Here is a 16,355-nt window from a genome sequence, read left to right as displayed (position 1 = left end):
CGATTTGTCTACACTGCGCGCGCTAATGTGATGACAGCATCGGACGCAACGAGGCCCTGCGGCGTCACGATGAGCGGATTGATTTCGAGCGTTTGGAGCGCATCGCCAATTGCCGCGGCGAGGCGTGTGAGCGCGACCAGCGTGGCCGCGGCTGCGTCGAGCGGCAGAACAGGGTTGCCGCGATGGCCGCGAAAGAGCGCGGCCACGCCGCTCGTTTCAAGCATCGCCATGGCGCGCTCGCATGTGAGCGGCGCAAGCCCGAAGGCCACCTTGCGGCACAATTCGACGCCGGTGCCGCCCAACCCCGCCATGGCAACGAGACCGAACACGGGGTCTCGCTTCACGCCGACGATGATCTCGCCCCATCCCTTCACCATGCGCGCAACCACCACGCCTTCGAAGCCGCCCGGCACATCCGCTTGCACAGCGGCATGCGCAATGGCTTCGAATGCATGACGCACGGCCGCCGCGTCGCGCAGATCGAGCCGCACCCCGCCGATATCGCTCTTGTGCAGCACATGGCGCGAGCGCAGCTTGAGCGCGACGGGAAAGCCCAAAGCCTGCGCCGCTTCGACGGCTGCGCTCGCCGTGCGTGCCACGCGATGCGGTGCGACCGCCACGCCGGCTTCACCGAGCAGCGCCATGGCTTCGGCCTCGTCCAGTGAGACGGCGTTCGGCGGCACGCTCGCGGGGAGCGCGACATGCGCCGGCTCGGTCTCGACATGGGTGGATTTTCGTGCGGCGTCATTCTGTTGCGCACGCAACAATGTAGCGATGGCCTCCATGGCATGCGCAGGCTCGCGATAGACGAGCACGCCGCGCGCTTCGAGCCACTGCCGTTTGGCGTCGTCGACAAGGCCCGCGAGCACGAGCGGCGCGCTCGCGCTGCCTTCGGCTGCGCGCTCGACCGCCCGCTCGATCGCCGCCCATGTCGCGGGCACGTTGCCAGCACCGGCGATGAACGCGGCCACGCTGCCGAATGCGCCACAGGTGGCGGTATCGACGAGCGTGTCGGCAAGCACCTCGGGCTGGGCGACGATCTGGCCGGTCACGTCGATGGGGTTGGCCGTGGAAGCGAACGCAATACGCTCGCGCAGCCGCGCGCCGCTCGCTTCGGGCAGCGACGGCAGTTCGAGGCCGAGCGCTTCGGCGCGGTCGGCCATCATGATGCCAACGCCGCCCGAGACGGTGACAATGGCGCTGGCGGCCGACTGCGGCCGGCGGCCTTTCGAGAGCGCGTAGCCGAGCCGGAAGAAGGCCTCGAGCGTATCGGCACGAAACACGCCGTATTCGTCGAACACGGCTTGATAAACGGCGTCCTCGCCCGCGAGACTCGCGGTGTGCGACTGCGCGGCGCGCGCGCCCGTCGCCGTGGTGCCGACCTTGGCAACGACCACGGGCTTGCCCGCCGCGCGCGCGGCGGCGAAGGCCCGGCGCAGCTTCGCGCCGTCCGTGCAGCCTTCGAGGTAAGCGAGAATGACCTTCGTATCCGGATCGGCGGCGAGCCACGCAATGGCGTCCGCCACCTGCACACCGGCCTCGTTGCCCGTCGTGATCCAGTGGCTCAGGCCGAGCCCCGCCTCGCGGGCAAGCGCAAACGCGTAGGCGCCGAACGCCCCGCTCTGGCTCACGAGCGCGACGTCGCCTCTGGGCGGCGCGCCTGCGAGCGCCACGGGCGAAAACGTTGCGTAGACCCGCTCGCGCAGATTCATCAACCCGAGGCAATTGGGCCCGAGCAGCGTCACGCCGCCTTGGGCCGCCGTGTGGGCGAGGTCGCGCTGCGCCGTGCGTCCCGCCTCGCCCGTTTCGGCAAAGCCCGCTGTGAACAGGACGGCCGAGCGCGCTCGCCGCCGCACGAGCTGCGCCATCACTTCCGGTACCGCGTGCGCGGGCACTGCGACGATCGCGAGATCGACAGGCTCCGGCACACTGTCGAGCGTGGCGTGGGCGGGTACGCCCTGCACGTGCGCCGCCTTCGCGTTGATCGCGTAGATGCGGCCTGCATAGCCGTGCTCGCGCAGCAGCCGCAAAGGCATGCCGCCAACCTTGGCGGCATCGGCCGAGGCGCCGACGATGGCAATCGATGCGGGACGCATGAGTGGCGTGAAATCGGCGTTTTTCATGGACGTTAGCATTCCTTTCTATTTCAGCAGGTTCATTGCTCGCCCGAAGCCAGCGACCGGGCAACGCAAGCATCCTCGGTGACATCTGCGAGCGCCGCAAAGCGACGGCGATCGGAAGCGGGATCGATCAGGCAGGCCGCGATCACACCCGCCACGACCGAGAACACGCCGGCCAGCATCATGCCCGTGCGATAGCCGTCGACCTGTGCCGCCGCATGGTCGATCACCTGCCCCATTACCGCCGGCGTCACGAGCCCGGCCAACGTAGTGATGCAGATGTTGATGCCGAGCACGCCGCCGCGCTGGGCGGGCGGCACGATCTCGCCGGCCAGCGTCACGCCGCTCACGAACGTGAACGAGGCGAGCGAGAATGCGATCGACACCGCAACGATGAGGAGCGGCCCCGCCGGCAGCAGCGGCATGACCGCGAGCGCCGCGCCCGATGCCACGACCGACGCCGCCCCAAGCGTGCCGCGCGCATGTCGGCTCGACACGCCGCGCGCCATCAGCCGCTGCGACCACCAGCTGAAAAGCGGCGAAACCACCATCTGCCCAAATGCAGGCAGCACGACAATCCAGCCGACTTCCGTGAGCGAATAGCCCGCCACGCGCACGAGATAGCTCGGCAGCCAGATCGTCGACATCGTGAGGATCACGTAGGCCGCGAAGCCGCTGAGATCGCTCCCGACGCAGGTGCGCGAGAGCAGCAGTGCGCCGAGGGGAATCTTGTGCGGCAACGCAAGCGCAGATGGGTGAGCGCGCAACGAACCCGTATCGCCCACGGTGTGCGTACCAAGCGGCCCCTCCTTGCCGATTAGCAGCCAGATCACGCTCCAGATCATGCCGACCACGGCCAGCATGACGAACGCCGCATGCCAGCCGAAATGCACAATCACGCCGGTAATGACCGGCGCGATCAGGCCGGCGCCGAACGATGCCCCAATAGTGAGCACGGCGGAAGGCACCGCGCGCTCGTGGTCGGGGAACCACTTGTAAAGCGCATGCACGGCCACGGGATACGCGGGCCCTTCGCTCGCACCTAGCAGCACGCGCGAGACGATCAGCGTAAGCGGCGTTGCAAATACGAGCAGCGGCACCTGCGAAACCGACCACGTGATCGCCATCGCCAGCAGCAGCCAGCGCGCCTTCACGCGGTTGGCGAGCAGGCCGACAAGCAGCGCGGAAATGGAAAAAAACGTGAAGAAGCTGGCCGCGATGCGCCCGAACTGGGTGTGCGTGAGCCCAAGCTCGCGCATGATCGGCTCGGCGGCGAGTCCGATGAGCGCCTTGTCGGCGAAATTGATCGCGAGAAAGAAAAACAGGCCGACGACGATTACCCATCGCTGGCGCTTGCTGCGTGTCTCTGGTGTCATTGTGTCTCCGTGCGCGGCTATACGTTGGGCGCCGCTACGTGCGGGGCGCCGAAAGCTGCCGCGTTCGGGACATTGAACGACGCGGAAATCAATAAGACAACTGCATAATTTGCATCGAATCGATGCAATCAGCACATCAATCGATTTGCGGCTGAATGGCTTCGGCCGCGTCTTGCACGGCGCGAATGGCTTGTTCCGCCGCCGGCGACAGCGTGCGGCCCGCGAGATGGACGATGCAGAACTGCAGCCAGAGCGGTGAGTGCGCGGGTAGCGAAAGCGGCACGAGACCGGCCATGCGTGCCGGATTCCAGAACGCGTGGCTCGTGAGCAGCAACAGCGCGTCGGTCTTGCGCGCGTACTCCTGCAGCACGTTCACGTCGTTGCAGACGAGATGAAACTCGAGTTCGTGGCCGGGCGCGTAGCGCAGCCATTTGCGCAGCGCGTTGCGCATGGTGTCGGGCAACGGCACGGCGATGATCGGAAACGCCTGCAACTGGCGCGCCTCCAGCGTTTCGAGCTGCGCGAGCGGATGGCCTTCGCGCACATACCAGGCCACGCGATGCCTGGGCAGCGGGATCACGCTGATTTCACTCACGGGCGGCGCGCCGCGAATGTCGACGATCAAAAAATCGAGCGTCTCGCTGGACAGCGCGTCGAGCAAATTTTTCCAGTTGTCGATTCGGGCATCGATGCGCAACTGAGGATGGCGCTGCGCGAGCATATCGAGCACGGCCGGCAGGAGCATGGCCGCGGGATACGGCCCCGCCCCGAAACTCACCGAGCCGATGCAGTGATTGCGCAACAGGTCCACGTCGCGCACGAGGCAGCGGGCCTCGAACAACACCTTCTTCGCCCGGCGCACGACGGTCTCTCCCGCTGGCGTGATCTGCACTTCGCGGGTCGTGCGGTCGAAGAGCACCATGTCGAGCTTTTCCTCGATGGCCTGGATGCTTCGGCTCAGGGCAGGCTGGCTCAGGTGCACGCGCTGGGCCGCGCGGGCGAAACTGCCCTCTTCCGCGAGGGCGACCACGTGTTCGAGTTGGCGTAGGTTCATGGCGGGCGCGCCTGGCGCGACAGGCGCAAAGTGTTCAGATTGCCTGAGGTTCGGCGCAGGAAGACGCTGCGCGGCAACACAGCATAGCCTGGCCCGGCAGTCCGGCAGCGCGCGCAGTCATCGCCCGGCCCTCACCAGGCGGACGCCCTACGCACGCCAGACGTGCAAAAACCCTCGCGCGGCGGCACCGCGAGAGGGTTGTTTCTGACCGGATCGCTCCGGCGCGCGGGCTTCAGGCGCCGGCTGCGGGCGTCTCGCCGCTTTCCGGTTGCTGTACCGCTGCTTCCGGCACGTTGGACGAGGCCTGCGTTTCTGCGCTCTGGGCTTCCGGCTGGGGCGCGGTTTCGGTCTTCGCCTCAGCCTTCACTTCGGGCTTGGCCTCCGGCTGCGCCTTGCCCTCTTCGCGCGCCTTGGCTTGCGCTTCGGCCTTGGCCTTCTGGCGCGCAAGCGCCGCATTGGCGCGGCCGACGTGCGACGGATCGATGCCCGGGCCTTCCGAGGCCGTGCCGTCGAGTTCGTAGCGCGAGCCGCCCGCTGCCACACGCTCGTGATAGCGCGGATGGTTCACGTGGCGCTTGAGCACGGCGACGATCATCGTGCGTTCGTACTCGGGGTGACGCGCAACGAGATCCTCGGCCACGCCGATCTTGAGCGGCAAACGGTCGCGGAAAGCCGGATAGTGCTTCGCGAACACATTCCAGACCGTGTTGAGCTGGCGGTTGCGCTCGATGCGCGCCTTTTCGGCCTCGCTCAGATTCGCTGCCGGCGGCTGCTGGGGACGCGCCGGACGGCGCCGCTGCTGCCCCGAACGCTCGCCTGCCTCCGGACCGCGAGCCGGCTTCGGCTGTTGCGGCCGGCGCGGCTGCTGGGCGCGCTGCCCCGGCTCCCCCGGGTTCTGCTCCTGCGCTCTCGCGCCCTGAGGGCGGCCGTGGCGCGAGCGCGAGCGCTCGTCCTTGCCGCCGGCCGCGCCCGCAGCCGCCGAACCGTCTTTCGGAGCACGCGGGCCCTTCGGGGCATGCGAGCCACCATGGCCCTTCGCGCCCTTGTGAGCGGGCTTGCCTTGCGATTTTTGCGCCTGTTCTTCGGCGGGCTGGCCTGCGCCGCCCCCCATGGACTTCTTGATCTCAAGAAGACCTTCCTTGAAGCTCAGGGTACGGCGTTGTTGCGATGCGGCTTTCACGTCCAGATCTCTTCCATATGGAACCGGACGCTATGATACCGAAAACGCGGCCGACCCAACCGGGCAATCAATTGCCACGGCCGGTTTTGAGTCCAATTTCGCACGCCGCGCCGCGCTGCAAATCCATGCGGCGTGCGGCAAAATCCCTCGAATTTCACGCGTCAACCCCTTGCGTGCGCAAGGATCGCATCCCTTTTTTCATCACGACACCATGACGATTTCGACATCCGCCCCCCGTTCTGCCATTCGCGCCATCGTCACCGGCCATACGCGCGGATTGGGTGCGGCGCTCGCGCAATCGCTGCTGCAACGGAACATCGAGGTGCTCGGCCTTGGCCGCGGCGCGCACGAGGAACTGGCCGGCCTCCATCCTGAGCGGTTCTCGCAAGCTGTCGTGGATCTCGCCGATCCCGCCGCGCTCGAGCGCTGGCTGGCCGGCGACACGCTGAATGCGTTTGCGCGCGGCGCGCAATGTGTGCTGCTCTTCAACAACGCGGGCACCGTAGAGCCCATCGCGCCGCTCGGCGAACAGGACGCGCTCGCCATTGCCCGAGCCGTCACGCTCAATGTCGCCGCACCGTTGATGCTTGCAAACGCGCTCGCCGCCACGCAAGCCCTGAGCGCGAATGCGTCGCGCCGCATCGTGCACGTTTCGAGTGGCGCTGCGCGCAACGCGTATCCGGGCTGGAGCGTGTACTGCGCGACCAAGGCCGCGCTCGACCACCACGCGCGCGCCGTCGCACTCGATGCGCCAGCCGGCCTACGCATTTGCAGCGTCGCGCCGGGCGTGATCGACACCGGCATGCAGGAAACGATCCGCGCGACGAGCCTCGACCAGTTCCCGATGCGCGAGCGCTTCGAACAACTCAAGCAGAACGGTCTGCTGTCCACGCCCGAAGCCGCGGCACAGCAATTGGTCGACTATGCGTTGAGCGATGCATTCGGATCGGTGCCTGCGACCGACGTGCGCGAACTCGTCAAGGCATGAGCGCATCGCGCAACGCATGCGTTCATAGGCCTCCCGCAAACCCTCACCTTTGAATGTACGCCGTCGCGCTTCACGTGAGCGCGACGCGCGGCCGTACCGCTTTCAGGCGCCGCACGCTACCCGCGAGCATGAGCAGCGCACCGACCGCAAGCACGTCGCCTGCAAGCCGTGCCGGCAGTGAATCCGTCACATGCGTGGCACGCAGCAGCGTGTCGATGACATTCGAAGCCACCGCGCCACCCACGAAACAAACGAGGCCCTGCTGCCCCACGGTGACGACGGCGGGCAGCCGCTGCGCGAGCCACGCTATCCAGCCTTTGCGCACCGCCTGCGCGGCGAGCCAGGCCACAGCAGCGAAATTCACGATGCGCACGCTCGCGAGGTTCTGCTTCATGTAGCCCGGCTGAGGGTCCAGATCGGCGAACAACTGGATGAACGCGAACGTGGCAACGAGCACCAGCGCGAACGCTGTCACGGTGCGGCCGGCAAACGAAACCTGAAACGCGCGCGACACAGGATAGAGGCGACACAGCAGGCCCAGCATGAACATGGCCTGCCAGGCAAACGGGTTGAAGGGCCATATGGCGCCGGGTGCGGCAGGCAGATACCCCACGAGCCAGCACCCGCCGAACCACAGCACGAAGCTGCCCACGAGCACGAGATCGGGCGAGCGGCGCGCAAACGGCATCACGAACGGCAAGGCCATCACGAGCACGATGTACATGGGCAGCACGCCGGCCAGATAGGGCTGATCGCGAAACACGGCGATATTCGCAAGCATCGTGAACGGATGTGCGGCAAAGCGCAGATAGCCCGACTCGGCAACCAGTGGCGAATCCACACGCAGCATGACCGCTGCGGCGCCCGAAAGCAGCATGAGCGCTGCCGTGCATAGATAGGCGGCGTAGATCTCGCGCCCGCGACGCCAGAAGCGGTGGTTGGCCGCGCCCGCTCCGTTGCGCCCGGCGATGGCAAGCCAGCTCGCCGCGCACACATAGCCGCTCACGAACACGAACACTTCCGCTGAGTCACAGAACGCGAAGTTGTGCAGCATCGCATGCGAGAGCACGCTGGACGGAATGTGATCGAGCGCGATGGAAATCAATGCGAAACCCCGGAAAAAGTCGATTTCGATCGATCGCTTCGCTGTTTGATTCATTGGTGACGACTCCCGTTCGTGTCGAAGATTACGATTGAAGGGATACGCGACCTCGACTCGATGAAGCTGTCAGCTTTATCGACCTTTTTGTAAGGATAACTGATCGATTCGTGGCCACACGCGCTACGCATGAAAGGGTTCCGTAAAAGGCTGCGCCCGAGCGCCGCCTCCATAAGCGACTTTAATGCCAGTTCAATACGAAATGGGCCTGCGTAACCCATGGTAAGCAATTCGCGCGCTTGACGCGTTCACGCAGTCGCACGCGCACGCCCGGACGGTGCGCGCCATGCACATCTAGCCAGCGCCCGCCCTTTTCTGGTGCCACATCGCGGAAAGCCGCGCGAAAGCCTGCGCGGTTACTTTTCTTGCGTCATGGCCAGTTGACGCGTGGGGGCGCCAAGGGTTCCGGAAAAATTCAGATGTTTCGCGCTCGCGCGCTGGATGATCCCGGCTTCATCGGCAAAACGCAGCGGCAAATTACTTGACACCTAAAGTAATTAGACCTACATTGCCCTTGCAGACCGAACGAAGGAGCGAGCATGCGCATTGTTTGCATTGGCGGCGGGCCGGCAGGCCTCTATTTCGCCCTCTTGATGAAGCGCCGTCACCCTGACTACGAAATCACCGTGATCGAACGGAACCGGCCGTACGACACGTTCGGCTGGGGCGTGGTGTTCTCGGACCAGACGCTCGGCAACCTGCGCGCGGCCGACCCCGAAAGCGCAGACGAAATTCTCGACGCCTTCAATCATTGGGACGACATCGAGATTCACTTCCGCGGCAGTGCGATCCGCTCGTCGGGCCATGGCTTCTGCGGCATTGGCCGCAAGCGTCTGCTCAACATCCTGCAGGCGCGCTGCGAAGCGCTCGGCGTAAAGCTCGTGTTCGAATCGCAGATCACCGACGACGACGTGACCCACGCCGACCTCATCATTGCGAGCGACGGCCTGAACAGCGCCACGCGCCAGAAGTACGCCGCTACCTATCAACCCGATATCGACTTGCGCAATTGCCGCTTCGTGTGGCTCGGCACGTCGAAACTCTTCGACGCCTTCACGTTCGCGTTCGAAGAAACCGAATGGGGCTGGTTCCAGGCGCACGCCTACCGCTTCGACGACAACACGTCGACGTTCATCATCGAAACGCCCGATCACGTGTGGCGCGCGGCTGGCCTCGACACCATGAGCAAGGAAGACAGCATCGCGTTCTGCGAGAAGCTGTTTGCGCGCTATCTCGACGGCCACGCGCTGCGCTCGAATGCGTCGCATCTGCGCGGCTCGTCGCAATGGATCCGCTTTCCGCGCGTGGTCAATCGCGAATGGGTGCACTGGAAAACCGCGGCCGACGGCAAGGAAATTCCCGTCGTGCTGATGGGCGACGCGGCGCACACCGCGCACTTCTCGATCGGCTCGGGCACGAAGCTCGCACTCGAAGACGCGATCGAGCTCGCCAACAGCATGGAAGAGCACCCCGCCGATCTGCGCGCGGCGCTCACGCACTACACGAACGTGCGCAGCGTGGATGTCCTGCGTATTCAAAACGCCGCGCGCAATTCCACCGAGTGGTTCGAGCACGTGGACCGTTACGCAAAGTTCGATCCAGAGCAGTTTGCTTATTCCCTGCTCACGCGCTCGCAGCGCATTTCGCATGAAAATCTGCGCGAGCGCGACGCGGGCTATCTGTCCGGTTTCGAAGCATGGCTCGCGCAGCGCGCGGGTGGCGAGGCACGTGCAGTGCCGCCCATGTTCACGCCTTATACAGTGCGTGGCGTGACGTTGAAAAATCGCGTGGTCGTCTCGCCGATGGCCCAGTACTCCGCGCATGACGGCGTAGCCGGAGACTATCACCTCATGCATCTCGGCGCGCGAGCAATGGGTGGCGCCGCGCTCGTCATGACCGAGATGACCTGCGTCTCGCCCGAGGCGCGCATTACGCCCGCCTGCCCCGGCATGTATGCGCCCGAGCATGTGCAGGCGTGGAAGCGTATCGTCGATTTCGTGCATACGAACTCGGACGCGAAAATCGGCATGCAGCTCGGCCATTCCGGCGCCAAGGGCTCGACGCGCGTGGCATGGGAAGGCATCGACCAGCCGCTCGACGATGGCAACTGGCCGCTCGTCTCCGCTTCGCCACAGCAATATCTGCGCGGCGTGAGCCAGTGGTCGCACGAAGCGAGCGCGGAGGAACTGCGCGAGATCCAGGCGCAATTCGTGCACGCCACGCAAATGGCGAACGATGCGGGCTTCGACTGGCTCGAATTGCACTGCGCACACGGCTATCTGCTTTCGAGCTTCCTCTCGCCGCTCACGAACCAGCGTACTGACGAATACGGCGGCTCGCTTGAAAAGCGTCTGCGTTATCCGCTCGAGGTTTTCAAGGCGATTCGCGAGGTGTGGCCCGAGGACAAACCGATTTCGGTGCGCGTCTCGGCACACGACTGGGTGGAAGGCGGCAACACGCCCGACGACGCCATCGAGATCGCGCGCGCCTTCAAGGCGGCCGGCGCGGACATGATCGACGTCTCGTCGGGTCAGGTCAGCAAGGAGGAAAGGCCCGTTTTCGGCCGCATGTTCCAGACACCGTTCGCCGACCGCATCCGCAATGAAGCAGGCATCGCGACGATCGCCGTGGGCGCGATTTCCGAAGCGGATCACGTAAACGGCATCATCGCGGCCGGGCGTGCCGACCTGTGCGCCGTTGCGCGGCCGCATCTGGCCAATCCGTCGTGGACGCTCACCGAAGCCGCACGCATCGGCTACCTCGACATCAAGTGGCCGAATCAGTACACAGCCGCCAAAACGCAACTCGAACGCAATATCGAGCGTGAGCGCGCGGCCGCAGCAGCGGCGGCAGGTCTCTCGCCGCTGGAGCGCGCGCAACGCGCCGAAGGAACCGTGTAAGCATGAACCAGGCAATCCTCAACGATCGTCACGCCGTCGTGACCGGCGGCGGCAGCGGCATTGGCGCGGCGACCGCCGCTGCGCTCCTGCAGGCCGGCGCGCGCGTCACGCTGATGGGCCGCGACGCCGCGCGGCTCGTGGCGCAGCGCACCGCGCTCGGCGGCGGCGAAAACGTGGCCTGCGTGAGCGTGGACATCACCGACGAAGACGCCGTGAATGCCGCGTTCGCACGCGCAGCCGAAACGCTCGGCGCCATCGATATCCTCGTGAACAATGCAGGCCAGGCCCAGGCCGCACCATTCGCGCAAACCGACCTCGCGCTCTGGAAACGCATGCTCGACGTGAATCTCACGGGCGCCTTCCTCTGCACGCGCGCAGTACTGGTCGCCATGATCGCACGCAAGAGCGGGCGTATCGTCAACGTCGCGAGTACGGCAGGCCAGGTGGGCTACCCGTACGTCGCCGCCTATTGCGCCTCGAAGCACGGCGTGATCGGCATGACGCGCGCGCTCGCGCTCGAAGTCGCCACGCAAGGCGTGACCGTGAACGCCGTGTGCCCCGGCTACACGGAAACGGAGCTGCTGCAGGCGTCGCTCGAGCAGATTACGCGCAAGACCTCGCGCAGCGAAGCCGAGGCACGCAGCATTCTCGTGCGCCACAACCCGCAGCAGCGCTTCGTCACGCCGGATGAAGTCGCGAACGCGGTGCTGTGGCTTTGCGCGCCTGGATCGTCTGCGATCACGGGCCAGTCCATCTCCGTTTCCGGTGGAGAAATCACATGACATCGCCAGCATCCACGCGCAAGAGCGCCACCACGAAAGCCGCAACGAAAGCGCCGCGCAAAGGCGTTGAAAAGCCAGCCGAGAACGTCGTCGACATGGAAATGAGCACGGGCGCCGACAGCCACATGGGCCTGCGCCTGTGGCTGCGCCTGCTCACCACGACGAACCTCGTGCAAGCCGAGCTGCGCCGCCGCCTGCGTGTGGAGTTCGATACGACGCTGCCGCGCTTCGACCTGATGGCGCAGCTCGAGCGCCACCCTGAAGGCCTGCGCATGACGGAGCTCTCGCGCCGCCTCATGGTGACGGGCGGCAACGTCACGGGCATTACCGATCAGCTCGAAAAGGAAGGCCTCGTCGTGCGCGACGTCGCCCCCGACGACCGCCGCGCCTTTGTGGTGCGCCTCACGGCCGAGGGCCGCGCCCTCTTCGACCGCATGGCGGCCGCCCACGAGCAATGGGTAGTCGAATTGTTTGGCGGCCTCTCGCTCGACGAGAAGTCGAAGATGCACGAGCGGCTCGGCAAGCTCAAACAACATCTGCGCAACGGCCTGGAAGGCTGATACCACTGAAATTGCAGAGATCCGGGAGACATATCTTGACGACACGTTCCAGCGCCGAAGCGCTCTTCGCGGGCAACCGCGTGACGCTTTCTGGTTATGAGGCGCAACACTTCAGCTGGTCGGTACAAGGCCGCGTGGCGACCATCACGCTCAATCGCCCCGAGCGCAAGAATCCGCTCACGTTCGAATCGTATGCAGAACTACGCGATCTGTTTCGCCAGCTTGCCTACGCGACCGATGTGAAAGCGGTCGTGCTGCATGGCGCGGGCGAGAACTTCTGCTCGGGCGGAGACGTGCACGACATCATCGCGCCGCTCATCGATCTGCCGATGCCCGAACTGCTGATGTTCACGCGCATGACCGGCGACCTCGTGAAAGCCATGCGGCACTGCCCGCAGCCGATCATCGCCGCCGTGGATGGCGTATGTGCCGGCGCGGGCGCCATTCTCGCTATGGCCTCCGACATGCGCTACGCCACGGCACGCAGCAAGCTCGCATTTCTGTTCACACGCGTGGGGCTCGCGGGCTGCGACATGGGCGCGTGCGCGATCCTGCCGCGCATCATCGGTCAGGGCCGCGCGGCCGAGCTGCTCTATACGGGGCGCTCGGCAAGCGCAGAAGAAGGCCACGCGTGGGGCTTCTACAACCGCATTTGCGAGCCCGAAGCGCTGCTCGCCGATGCGCAGAAGCTCGCCGCCGATCTCGCTTCCGGCCCGACGTTTGCGCACGGCATCACCAAGACGATGCTGCATCAGGAATGGACCATGAGCATCGACGAGGCCATCGAGTCTGAAGCGCAGGCACAGGCGATCTGCATGGCCACGCGCGACTTCGGCCGTGCCTATGAAGCGTTCGCGGGCAAGACGCGTCCGGTTTTCGAAGGGGACTGAATTGAACGCTGCCGTTGAAACCCATCTCCACGACGCGCTTGCGTGGCCGTTCTTCGAAGATCGCCATCGTGCGCTTGCCGCGGGAATCGAAGCGTGGTCGCGCGAGCATCTCGCGCACGTGCCGCACGATGATGTCGATGCAACCTGCCGCGCGCTCGTGCGCCAACTGGGCGAAGCCGGCTGGCTGCGCTACGGCGTGGGCGGCACCGCTTACGGAGGTCACGGCGACACTATCGATACGCGCGCCGTCTGCCTGCTGCGAGAAACGCTCGCCAAGCACTCCGGCCTCGCCGATTTCGCGCTCGCCATGCAGGGCCTGGGCTCCGGAGCCATCTCGCTGGCTGGCAACGACGCGCAAAAGTCGCGCTATCTGCCAGGCGTGGCGCGCGGCGAAGCAATCGCCGCGTTCGCGCTCTCCGAACCGGAAGCGGGCTCCGACGTCGCCGCGATGGCGCTCGCCGCTCGCGCCGAGGGCGACGATTACGTGCTCGACGGCGAAAAAACCTGGATCTCGAACGGCGGCATCGCCGACTTCTACGTGGTGTTCGCCCGCACCGGCGAAGCGCCGGGCGCACGCGGCATCAGCGCGTTCGTGGTCGATGCCGGCACGCCTGGGCTCGAAATCGCGGAACGCATCGACGTGATTGCGCCGCACCCGCTCGCGCGCCTGCGCTTCACCGGCGCGCGCGTGAAGCGCAGCCAGATGCTTGGCGCCCCCGGCGAGGGCTTCAAGATCGCCATGCGCACGCTCGATATTTTCCGCACGTCGGTCGCGGCGGCTTCGCTGGGCTTCGCGCGCCGCGCGATGGCCGAAGGGCTCGCACGCGCCGCTTCGCGCAAGATGTTCGGCCAGACGCTAGGCGATTTTCAGTTGACCCAGGCAAAGCTCGCGCAAATGGCGCTCACCATCGACAGCAGCGCCCTGCTCGTCTATCGCGCCGCGTGGCTGCGCGACCAGGGCGAAAGCGTGACGCGCGAAGCCGCCATGGCGAAGTGGCACGCAAGCGAAGGCGCGCAACAGGTGATCGACGCGGCCGTGCAGCTTTGGGGCGGCATGGGCGTGCAAAGCGGCAATGTCGTCGAATCGCTCTACCGGGAAATTCGCTCGCTGCGCATTTACGAAGGCGCGACGGAAGTGCAACAGCTGATCGTCGGGCGCGACTTGCTCAAGGCATACCACGCCGCGTAAGCGACTGCTGCGCGACGCTCTCTACGGAACCGGACGAAACATGAAACAAGCCCTTCTTCCCGCAGGCTGGGTCAAGCCGCGCGGTTATGCCAACGGCGTCGCCGCTTCCGGCACGCAGGTCTATATCGCCGGGCAGATCGGCTGGGACGAGAACGCGCGTTTCACGAGCCGCGAATTCGGCGCGCAGGCCGTGCAGGCGCTGCGCAATATCGTCGCCGTGCTCGAAACGGCGGGCGGCAAGCCCGAGCACCTCGTGCGCATGACCTGGTACGTGACCGACAAAAAGGAGTACCTGGCATCGCTGAAGGAAATCGGCGCGGCGTTTCGCGAGCTGATCGGCGACTACGACATCGCGATGAGCGCGGTTCAGGTGGTGGCGCTCATGGAAGACGACGCAAAAGTGGAAATCGAAGCGACGGCCGTGATTCCCGACGGCGCACGCCTCACGCGCCAATAAACCGCCCACGCAACGGAACGATCAGCTCATCTAGCCAGCCGGAGACGCCATGCAACCCACCGCCCATGTCGATACGTTCGCACGCGATCATCTGCCGCCCGAGTCGCAGTGGCCCGACATGCTGCTCGACAATCCCGACGTCGCCTACCCCGCACGCATGAATTGCGCCGTCGAGTTGCTCGACCGTGCGATCGAGGCCGGTCACGGAGAGCGCCCGGCCATCTGGTCGGATGTCGACGGCAAGCCGCAAGCGACCACCTATGCCGAGTTGCTCGCGCTCGTCAATCGCAGCGCGCGCGTGCTGGTGGAAGACATGGGGCTGCAGCCGGGAAATCGTGTGCTGTTGCGCGGACCGAACACACTGCAGATGGCGGTGGCGTTTCTCGCGTCGCTCAAGGCAGGCCTCGTGGTGATTCCCACCATGCCGCTGCTGCGCGCGAAGGAGCTCAAGCAGATTGCAGCCAAGGCGCAGGTTTGCGCGGCTTTGTGCGACGTGCGGCTCACCGAAGAACTCGCGCGCTGCATGGACCCCGCCGACGAATTCTTTTACGAAGGCATCAACCAGGTCTGCTATTTCCACGACGACTCGCCTGGCACCCTGGAGGCGCTTGCTGCAGGCAAGCCGGCGGACTTCACGGCCTGCGACACGGCCAGCGACGACGTCTGCCTGATCGCCTTCACGAGCGGCACAACGGGCATGCCCAAGGGCTGCATGCACTTTCACCGCGACGTGATCGCAATGTGCGACCTGTTCCCGCGTTATGTGCTGAAGCCCACGGCCGAGGACGTGTTCTGTGGCACGCCGCCGCTCGCGTTCACGTTCGGGCTGGGCGGCCTGCTGTGTTTTCCGCTGCGCGCCGGCGCGTCGACCGTGCTGATCGAAAAGCTCACGCCGGCGCTGCTGCTCGACACGATCCAGCGCTTTCACGCGACGATCGCCTTCACCGCGCCCACGTTCTACCGGCAGATGGCGCCGCTCGTCACGCAGTATGACCTTGCCAGCCTGCGCAAGACGGTATCCGCCGGCGAGGCGCTGCCGCAGGCCACGCGCAACCTGTGGCGCGACGCGACGGGTATCGAGATGATCGACGGCATTGGCGGCACCGAACTGATCCATATCTTCGTCTCGTCCGCGGGGGCCGATGTGCGTCCCGGCTCGATCGGCCGCGCGGTGCCCGGCTACGTCGTGCAGGCGCTGGACAACGACCTGCAGCCTGTGCCGCCCGGCGTGACGGGCAATCTCGCCGTGCGTGGCCCGACCGGCTGCCGCTACCTCGCCGACGAACGCCAGACGGTGTTCGTGCGCGGCGGCTGGAACCTGCCCGGCGACGCGGTTTCTATCGACGCCGACGGCTATGTGTTCTATCAGGCCCGCTCCGACGACATGATCGTTTCGTCGGGCTACAACATCGCGGGGCCCGAAATCGAGACGGTACTCATGCAGCACCCTGCCGTGGCCGAGTGCGGCGTAACGGGCGTGCCCGACGAAGTGCGTGGGCAGGTGGTGAAGGCGTTCGTCGTCTTGCGCCCCGGCTTCAGCGCTGGCGACGCGCTGGTTGCCGAATTGCAGGAGTTCGTGAAGAACGCCGTGGCGGCGTACAAGTACCCGCGCCTGATCGCGTTTATCGACGCGCTGCCGCGCACCGAGACCGGCAAGCTCAAGCGCTCGGCGTTGCGGTCGATGTGAGGCGGCATTGGAC

Annotated in this window: 13 protein-coding genes; 8 read left to right on the top strand and 5 right to left on the bottom strand. The window is 65.8% G+C overall.

Annotation, left to right across the window (positions count from 1 at the left end):
- Positions 1 to 8: 8 nt before the first annotated feature.
- The 4 genes from U5A65_RS12465 to U5A65_RS12450 form a co-directional block, all read right to left on the bottom strand.
- Positions 9 to 2,123 (bottom strand): acetate--CoA ligase family protein, encoded by a 2,115-nt coding sequence (locus U5A65_RS12465; RefSeq protein WP_321946407.1) that lies wholly within the window; start codon positions 2,121 to 2,123, stop codon positions 9 to 11.
- A 32-nt stretch (positions 2,124 to 2,155) separates the two neighbouring features.
- Positions 2,156 to 3,496, bottom strand: a complete 1,341-nt coding sequence (locus U5A65_RS12460; RefSeq protein WP_321946406.1) for an MFS transporter — start codon at positions 3,494 to 3,496, stop codon at positions 2,156 to 2,158.
- Between the two features lie 136 nt (positions 3,497 to 3,632).
- On the bottom strand, positions 3,633 to 4,550 hold the full coding sequence (locus tag U5A65_RS12455) for a LysR family transcriptional regulator (RefSeq protein WP_321916405.1): 918 nt from the start codon (positions 4,548 to 4,550) through the stop codon (positions 3,633 to 3,635).
- Between the two features lie 232 nt (positions 4,551 to 4,782).
- Positions 4,783 to 5,730, bottom strand: a complete 948-nt coding sequence (locus U5A65_RS12450; protein WP_321916403.1) for a ProQ/FINO family protein — start codon at positions 5,728 to 5,730, stop codon at positions 4,783 to 4,785.
- 211 nt (positions 5,731 to 5,941) lie between these two features.
- Between U5A65_RS12450 and U5A65_RS12445 the strand changes: the two genes are divergently transcribed.
- The gene (locus U5A65_RS12445) at positions 5,942 to 6,718 is read left to right on the top strand and encodes an SDR family oxidoreductase (protein ID WP_321916401.1); all 777 of its coding nucleotides are present in this window, start codon (positions 5,942 to 5,944) and stop codon (positions 6,716 to 6,718) included.
- A gap of 70 nt (positions 6,719 to 6,788) precedes the next feature.
- Here the strand turns inward: U5A65_RS12445 and U5A65_RS12440 are convergent, their stop codons facing one another.
- Positions 6,789 to 7,877 (bottom strand): OpgC domain-containing protein, encoded by a 1,089-nt coding sequence (locus tag U5A65_RS12440; protein WP_321916400.1) that lies wholly within the window; start codon positions 7,875 to 7,877, stop codon positions 6,789 to 6,791.
- Positions 7,878 to 8,416: 539 nt separating this feature from the next.
- Here U5A65_RS12440 and U5A65_RS12435 point away from each other — a divergent pair.
- Genes U5A65_RS12435 through U5A65_RS12405 form a run of 7 tightly spaced genes read left to right on the top strand, consistent with a single transcriptional unit; the run spans position 8,417 to position 16,342 of the window.
- Positions 8,417 to 10,777 carry a bifunctional salicylyl-CoA 5-hydroxylase/oxidoreductase gene (locus tag U5A65_RS12435; RefSeq protein WP_321933278.1) on the top strand — a complete coding sequence of 787 codons (2,361 nt, stop codon included), beginning with the start codon at positions 8,417 to 8,419 and terminating at the stop codon, positions 10,775 to 10,777.
- A 2-nt stretch (positions 10,778 to 10,779) separates the two neighbouring features.
- Positions 10,780 to 11,559, top strand: coding sequence for an SDR family NAD(P)-dependent oxidoreductase (locus U5A65_RS12430; RefSeq protein WP_321946405.1), 780 nt, complete (start codon positions 10,780 to 10,782; stop codon positions 11,557 to 11,559).
- Positions 11,556 to 12,119: a MarR family transcriptional regulator gene (locus tag U5A65_RS12425; RefSeq protein WP_321916394.1), complete on the top strand. Its 564-nt coding sequence runs from the start codon at positions 11,556 to 11,558 to the stop codon at positions 12,117 to 12,119. The genes U5A65_RS12430 and U5A65_RS12425 overlap by 4 nt, the downstream gene beginning before the upstream one ends.
- A 35-nt stretch (positions 12,120 to 12,154) precedes the next feature.
- Complete coding sequence (locus U5A65_RS12420; protein WP_321946404.1) at positions 12,155 to 13,009, top strand: enoyl-CoA hydratase family protein; 855 nt, start codon at positions 12,155 to 12,157, stop codon at positions 13,007 to 13,009.
- A gap of 1 nt (position 13,010) precedes the next feature.
- Positions 13,011 to 14,198, top strand: a complete 1,188-nt coding sequence (locus tag U5A65_RS12415) for an acyl-CoA dehydrogenase family protein (protein ID WP_321946403.1) — start codon at positions 13,011 to 13,013, stop codon at positions 14,196 to 14,198.
- A gap of 40 nt (positions 14,199 to 14,238) precedes the next feature.
- The gene (locus tag U5A65_RS12410; protein ID WP_321916388.1) at positions 14,239 to 14,655 is read left to right on the top strand and encodes a RidA family protein; all 417 of its coding nucleotides are present in this window, start codon (positions 14,239 to 14,241) and stop codon (positions 14,653 to 14,655) included.
- A gap of 49 nt (positions 14,656 to 14,704) precedes the next feature.
- Complete coding sequence (locus U5A65_RS12405; protein ID WP_321946402.1) at positions 14,705 to 16,342, top strand: AMP-binding protein; 1,638 nt, start codon at positions 14,705 to 14,707, stop codon at positions 16,340 to 16,342.
- Positions 16,343 to 16,355 lie beyond the last annotated feature (13 nt).

Source organism: Paraburkholderia sp. J10-1, from assembly GCF_905220165.1.
Taxonomy (GTDB): domain Bacteria; phylum Pseudomonadota; class Gammaproteobacteria; order Burkholderiales; family Burkholderiaceae; genus Paraburkholderia.
This window is presented reverse-complemented; position numbering and strand designations above follow the sequence as displayed.